The following is a 6503-nucleotide window of genomic DNA, read 5'->3' as shown; positions in this document are numbered from 1 at the left end:
ATTACTGATCCTGAGTCAACCTCTGCAGCTCTGGCATGGCTGATTAAAGAGCAGGAGAGAAGATATAAACTGATTTCAATGATGAATGTATCCAACATTCATCAGGTAAACAAACTTATCCGTTCAGAGAATGCTAAGGGTAATAAAGTATTTGATCCTATATGGACTGCCGATATGGGCGGAGAGTGTCCTGAGTTAAGACCAGTTCCATATATCGTGCTGGTTATTGACGAGTTTGCTGATTTAATGGCTGTTGCAAGTGTAGGCAAAAAGGGAGGTAACAGCCCTGAGGCTATGATTGGCCGTCTTGCAGCAAAGGCTCGTGCAGCTGGTATTCACCTGATTCTTGCTACTCAGACTCCTCGTGCTGAAATTGTGACCGGACCTATCCGTGCCAATATGCCATCAAGAATAGCCTATACCGTTCAGAATTCTCAGGAATCAAGAATTATTCTGGACGAGAATGGAGCCGAGAATCTTTTAGGTAACGGTGACATGATTGTTAAATACCAGAAGCTGAATAATACCCAGTCTTTCCGAGCACATGGACCTTATGCAAGTAACGATGACGTTCATGCTGTTGTTCAGGCTTGGATTGACAGAGCAGGTGATCCTGAGTACGTGGAGGGCGTTACCGAGTTCATTGATGAGGAAGAGGCTGAGGAGACAGTAAATGCCAATGATGGTGGCTCAGCAGGTTCTGTTGACGCCAAGTTTGATGCTATCGTTGACTGGATTAGAAATGACCTTGGTAATACCACCAGGCTTTCAATTTCTGAGATTCAGACTACACATGCTGTAGGCTACAATAGAGCAAAGAGAATTCACCGTCAGCTTCAGAATGAAGGTATTATTGACGCAAAGGGAAATATCCTGTAACTAATGAAGATGAATAAGACACTTTTATTAAAACTGCTATCAGCTTCTGCTGTATTTTTATGTTTTTCTGTTTATGCTGATGCTATTTCAGAGCTACAGCAAATATTTGCTAAACACACTTCAATGTCTGCTGCGTTTAATCAGCAGGTAACCAAATCAAACGGAGAGGTGGTTTCTTCTGCCGAGGGTACCTTGTCTATAAAAAAACCGGATTCTCTGATGATGCACACCTTATCTCCGGATGAACAGGTTCTTTTTACTAAAGGAAAGGATGTGTACTTCTATGATCCTTTTATCAACCAGGTTACTATTTTTGATAAAAAGGATCTGTATACTTCTCCATTTCTTCTTTTGACTTCAAATCGTGCAGATATCTGGAATCAGTACAAGGTTACCAAAGAGTCAGGAGTATACAGACTTGTTCCAAAGAAAAAGGCTGATATAAAAGAGTTGTCATTAAAGTTTAACGGAGATGATATAAGCTCAATTTCAATCAGTCTTATGGATGGAAATATCAACACATACAATCTGAGCGGCATTAAATATACAGTTGAGAATAATGCATTTTCATACAGTATTCCAGAGGATGCACAGATAGACGATGAGCGCAAATCAAACTGACCTTTTTGCAGCAATAGAACAAGAGCAGAAAGATAAGGATTCTTTGGCGAGTTCTGAACAGCTCGATGCTTTTGCTCCATTAGCTTCTAGATTGAGACCTCAATCTGTTGATGAATACATAGGTCAGAGTCACCTTATTGCTAAGGGACGTCCTTTAAGAGCTCTTTTAGATAAAGGGCAGTGCTATTCCATGGTGCTTTGGGGCCCTCCTGGTGTTGGCAAGACTACTTTAGCTCTGCTTTTTGCTAAATCCTGTAATGCATATTTTGAACAGATTCCTGCTGTAACCTCTGGTATCAAGGATATCAGGGAAGCTGTGGATAGAGCTTTGTTGAGAAAGCAGCGGGGGGTAAAAACCTTGTTATTTGTAGATGAGGTTCATCGTTTCAACAAGACTCAGCAGGATGCATTTCTTCCTCATATCGAAAACGGAACCATTACATTCATAGGTGCCACTACAGAGAATCCTTCCTTTTCTCTAAATTCTGCATTGTTATCCCGAGCCAGAGTCTATGTACTGCAGAAACTTAACGAGGAAGAGTCAAGGGCTCTGATTCAATATGCCCTGAATTCTGAGCGCGGACTAAAAAAAGAAGAGCTTCATTTAGCTGATGGCGTTGAGAAAGCTATAGTTGATCTTGCAGGCGGAGATGCAAGATATCTTCTGAATATTCTGGAGATGTCTTCCGATCTTGCAGCCCCATATAAAGAAGGCGGCAAGATTTTAACCCTGGCCATGGTTGGGGCCGTAGCCGGTCGTAAGCTGATTAACTATGACAAGAACGGTGATGCCTATTACGAACTTATCTCCGCTTTTCATAAGTCGGTTCGAGGCAGTGCCGCGGATGCCGCTCTGTACTGGTATTCAAGAATCCTCGAAGCCGGAGGTGATCCTCTTTATGTAGCAAGACGTCTGCTTGCTATTGCCACGGAGGATATCGGCCTTGCAGATCCAAGAGCGATGACTGTGTGTCTTAATGCCTGGGATATCTTTGAGCGTGTCGGCCCTGCCGAAGGGGAAAGAGCTATTGCAGAGGCTACTGTCTACTGTGCGTTAGCACCTAAGAGCAATCATCTTTATGAAGCTTTCGGCAAGGCTCGTGAAGATGCCAGGGCTCATGGTGATCTTGAAGTTCCCATTTATCTTAGAAATGCTCCTACAAAACTTATGGAAGATATGGGGTATAAAAAAGGCTATCGCTATGCGCATGATTATGAAGGAGCCTATGCTGCAGGAGAGAGTTTCTTCCCTGAAGAGCTCACTGGTACTGTATATTATCATCCTTCCAACAGAGGGGCGGAGGTAACATATACCAAAAAGATCGAGTACCTAAGACAGCGTGATGCAGTCGAACAGGATAAACGTTATCCTGATGGATTTGTCGGAAAAAAAGTAACCCACAGATAATTTGATTTTTCTGTATTCATATCTGATTTCAAAGTGTTATTTACTATTAATCACCATCAACAAAAAAAGTCAGCTCTGTTTGTAAAACATTCTCACAGCGGATTGCTTTTTGAGCTTGTATCGGTGCGATAGCATTTTTCAATACAGTTTTTTAAGCAACTTTTTACTGATTATGTTAAAATTAGCGCCGTAAAATTTGCAATCAAAGTCTCATTACGATCGTTTTAGTCGAGAAATAACACACTCTGATTGTTATAAGTACAGGTTTAATTCCTTTCGTTTTCTGAGTTAATTCTTTTTCAATCAATTCTCTAGACGATAAAAATAAAGATAATGTCCTCTCTCATGAGGAACTTAGGATATAAGATTTTTTGTTTACTATAACTGTGGCGTTTATTCATGCTAGATTCAAGATATTTACGCGCTGATATTGAAGAGGCAGCTCAGCGCCTTGCAACTCGTAACTACAAATTAGACGTAGAAAAGATTAACCAGCTAGAGTCATTACGCAAAGAGTACATGACTAAGACTCAGGACCTACAGGCTCAGCGTAACTCCTTATCCAAGAGTATCGGTCAGGCCATCAAGGCAGGACAGGATGTTGCCGAGATTAAGGCTAAGGTTGCTGCAATTGGTGAAGAGCTTTCCTCAGTTAAGGTAAAACAGGATGAAGTATTAAAGCAATTAAATGATATTGCTTTAACAATCCCTAATCTTCCAGATCAGTCCTGCCCAATCGGACCAGATGAAACCGCCAATGTGGAAGTAAGAAAGTGGGGAACTCCTCGTCAGTTTGATTTTGAGGTTAAGGATCACGTTGCTATTGGTGAAGGCCTTGGCATGCTTGATTTTGAGACTGCTAGAAAAGTTTCAGGTGCACGTTTTGCTTTTATGAAAGGCGCAATCTGCAAGCTTCACAGAGCTCTGGTTCAGTTAATGCTGGATCTTCATGAAGAACAGGGCTATACCGAAATCTATACTCCATACCTTGTTAATATGGATTCACTGTACGGTACTGGTCAGATGCCTAAGTTCGCAGAGGATTTATTCCATACCAACCTAGATGGTGACTGCGACGGTGACGGTGTAAATCATCACTTCTGTCTTATTCCAACCGCAGAAGTTCCTCTAACTAACATGGTTCGTGATGAGATTATTCCTGAGCAGGATTTACCTATTAAGATTACAGCTCATACTCCATGCTTCAGATCTGAGGCAGGCTCTGCTGGTCGTGATACCCGCGGTCTGATTCGTATGCATCAGTTCGACAAGGTTGAGATGGTTCAGATCGTTAAACCTGAGGATTCATGGCAGGCACTAGAGCAGCTGACTGCTGATGCCGAAGCTGTTCTTCAGGCTTTAGAGATTCCTTATCACGTTGTTGCTCTATGTACAGGTGATATGGGATTCGGTTCTGCTAAGACCTACGATATTGAGGTTTGGCTGCCAGCTCAGAACTGCTATCGTGAGATTTCTTCTTGTTCTAACTGTGTTGATTTCCAGGCTCGTCGTATGCAGGCTCGAGTTCGTCGTAAGGACGGCAAGGTTGAGCTTCTTCATACCTTAAATGGTTCTGGTTTAGCTGTTGGCCGTACCCTGGTTGCTGTTTTAGAGAACTACCAGAATGCAGACGGTTCTGTAACAGTTCCTAAGGTATTACGTAAATATCTAGGTGGTTTGGAAGTTATTTCTGCTGAGACCAAATAATGGCAGTACTTACCGCTCTTGACTGGGTAATTTTAGGCGTGGTTGGCTTATCAGCCATCATGTCTGTTTTCAGAGGCTTTGTAAAAGAAGCCTCTTCAATCTTTTCCTGGGTTGCAGCCTTCATAATCGCTAGTCGCTTTTATGAAAAGGTTGCATCTCTAATCACTTTCTCTAATGATCCTCTGACAAGAAAAGCAATAGCAAGTATTGTTCTTTTCATCGGAAGTCTTATTATTCTTGGTTTTCTTTCAACAATAATAAGTTCTTTAGTGAAAAAGGCTGGACTTTCTGGTTTTGACAGACTTCTTGGTATAGCTTTTGGTGTTGTACGAGGTATTCTTATCGTCAGTGCTGTTCTTGCACTGGTTCAAATCTTGGGCAAACTACATATCCTTTCTTTTATCCAGGATTATCCATGGTATAAGGACTCTTTGTTTATACCTGAATTACAACGAATCGTTAACTGGTTCTTCATTTATATGGGAACAACTGAAACCGGAGCATAAATTAAATGTGTGGCGTAGTTGGTATCGTAGGTACTTCTCCTGTCAATTTAAAACTATATAACGCTTTACAGGTCTTGCAGCATCGTGGCCAAGATGCGGCGGGCATAATTACCGTTGATGAGGATGATAACTTTCATCAGAGAAAATCGAACGGTATGGTAACGGAGGTCTTTCAACAGCGACATATGCTGAGACTGACGGGAAACATCGGAATAGGCCATACAAGGTATCCGACCGCAGGCTCATCCTCAGCTGCTGAAGCTCAGCCTTTCTATGTTAATTCCCCATACGGCATTGCCCTCGCCCATAACGGCAACCTCATCAATTCCAAAGAATTAAAAGAAAAGTGTAAAAAAGCTCACCGTCACGTAAACACCCAATCAGATTCCGAAGTCCTTTTAAACATCCTCGCTTGGAAAATTTCCAAAATCAACAAAGATATTCCTACCCATGATGATATCTTTGATGCTATTTCAGGTGTATACGAGGAGATCAAAGGAGGCTTCTCTGTTGTCAGTGTTGTACTTGGCATTGGAATGATTGCTTTCCGTGATCCATATGGTATTCGTCCTTTAGTCTTAGGCGAGAAGAAGGATGAAAACGGAAAATCACAGTATATGGTAGCTTCTGAGAGCGTTGCTCTGGATGTTATCGGTTTTAAGATGATTCGTGATGTAAAACCAGGTGAAGCTCTTCTGATTACTAAGGATGGCGAGCTGCACTCACGTATCTGCGCTAAAGATCCTGTTTTAAATTCATGTATTTTTGAATATGTATACTTTGCCCGTCCTGATTCTGTTATTGACGGCGCTTCCGTATACGCTACCCGTGTACGTATGGGCACCAAGCTGGCAGAACAGATCAAGCATGAGCATCAGGACCTAAAGATTGATGTGGTTATTCCCATTCCTGACACCTCAATTGATATCGCAGTCCAGATTGCCAGAACTCTTGGTGTTCCATACAGACAGGGCTATGTAAAGAACCGCTATGTTGGAAGAACCTTTATTATGCCTGGACAGAAGGAACGTAAGAAATCAGTTCGCAACAAGCTGAATCCTATTCCATCAGAGTTCGCAGGAAAGAATGTGCTTTTAGTCGATGATTCTATCGTTCGTGGAACAACCTCTCTGCAGATTGTTCAGATGGCAAGAGAAGCAGGTGCCAATAAGGTCTACTTTGCTTCTGCATCACCAGAGATCCGTTATCCAAATATATACGGTATTGATATGCCAACATCTAAGGAACTGATTGCCTACGGTCGAACCAATGAGGAAATATGTAAGGCAATTGATGCTGATGCTCTGATTTATCAGAAGCTTGAAGATCTTGAAGCATCAATAACAGAGGAAAATCCAAATCTGACAAGATTCGACTGCTCA

General features: G+C 41.9%; 6 protein-coding genes. All 6 read left to right on the top strand.

Translation table 11 applies throughout. The annotated features are described in order from the left end of the window. Positions 1-879 (top strand): FtsK/SpoIIIE domain-containing protein (locus QZU45_RS10405; RefSeq protein WP_295355075.1); only part of this gene is annotated, 879 nt, incomplete at its 5' end. Between the two features lie 3 nt (positions 880-882). After that, entirely contained in the window at positions 883-1500 is a 618-nt protein-coding gene (gene lolA / locus QZU45_RS10400; RefSeq protein WP_295355074.1) for an outer membrane lipoprotein chaperone LolA, read from the top strand. After that, complete coding sequence (locus tag QZU45_RS10395; RefSeq protein ID WP_295355073.1) at positions 1481-2908, top strand: replication-associated recombination protein A; 1428 nt, start codon at positions 1481-1483, stop codon at positions 2906-2908. Before lolA ends, QZU45_RS10395 begins: the two co-directional genes overlap by 20 nt. A 399-nt stretch (positions 2909-3307) precedes the next feature. Beyond that, positions 3308-4615, top strand: a complete 1308-nt coding sequence (serS, locus tag QZU45_RS10390) for a serine--tRNA ligase (RefSeq protein WP_294999807.1) — start codon at positions 3308-3310, stop codon at positions 4613-4615. Continuing rightward, positions 4615-5121 carry a CvpA family protein gene (locus tag QZU45_RS10385; RefSeq protein ID WP_295355071.1) on the top strand — a complete coding sequence of 169 codons (507 nt, stop codon included), beginning with the start codon at positions 4615-4617 and terminating at the stop codon, positions 5119-5121. The genes serS and QZU45_RS10385 overlap by 1 nt, the downstream gene beginning before the upstream one ends. Before the next feature lie 5 nt (positions 5122-5126). Beyond that, positions 5127-6503: amidophosphoribosyltransferase (purF, locus tag QZU45_RS10380; RefSeq protein WP_295355069.1), on the top strand; the 1377-nt coding region annotated here is incomplete at its 3' end.

It is taken from the genome of uncultured Succinivibrio sp. (assembly GCF_902756765.1).
Lineage (GTDB): Bacteria > Pseudomonadota > Gammaproteobacteria > Enterobacterales > Succinivibrionaceae > Succinivibrio.
This window is presented reverse-complemented; position numbering and strand designations above follow the sequence as displayed.

Bases quoted from the DNA above. Each gene is read 5' to 3' on its own strand.
- QZU45_RS10385 (WP_295355071.1), top strand. From the start codon at position 4,615: ATGGCAGTACTTACCGCTCTTGACTGGGTAATTTTAGGCGTGGTTGGC.
- lolA (WP_295355074.1), top strand. From the start codon at position 883: ATGAAGATGAATAAGACACTTTTATTAAAACTGCTATCAGCTTCTGCT.
- QZU45_RS10395 (WP_295355073.1), top strand. From the start codon at position 1,481: ATGAGCGCAAATCAAACTGACCTTTTTGCAGCAATAGAACAAGAGCAG.
- serS (WP_294999807.1), top strand. From the start codon at position 3,308: ATGCTAGATTCAAGATATTTACGCGCTGATATTGAAGAGGCAGCTCAG.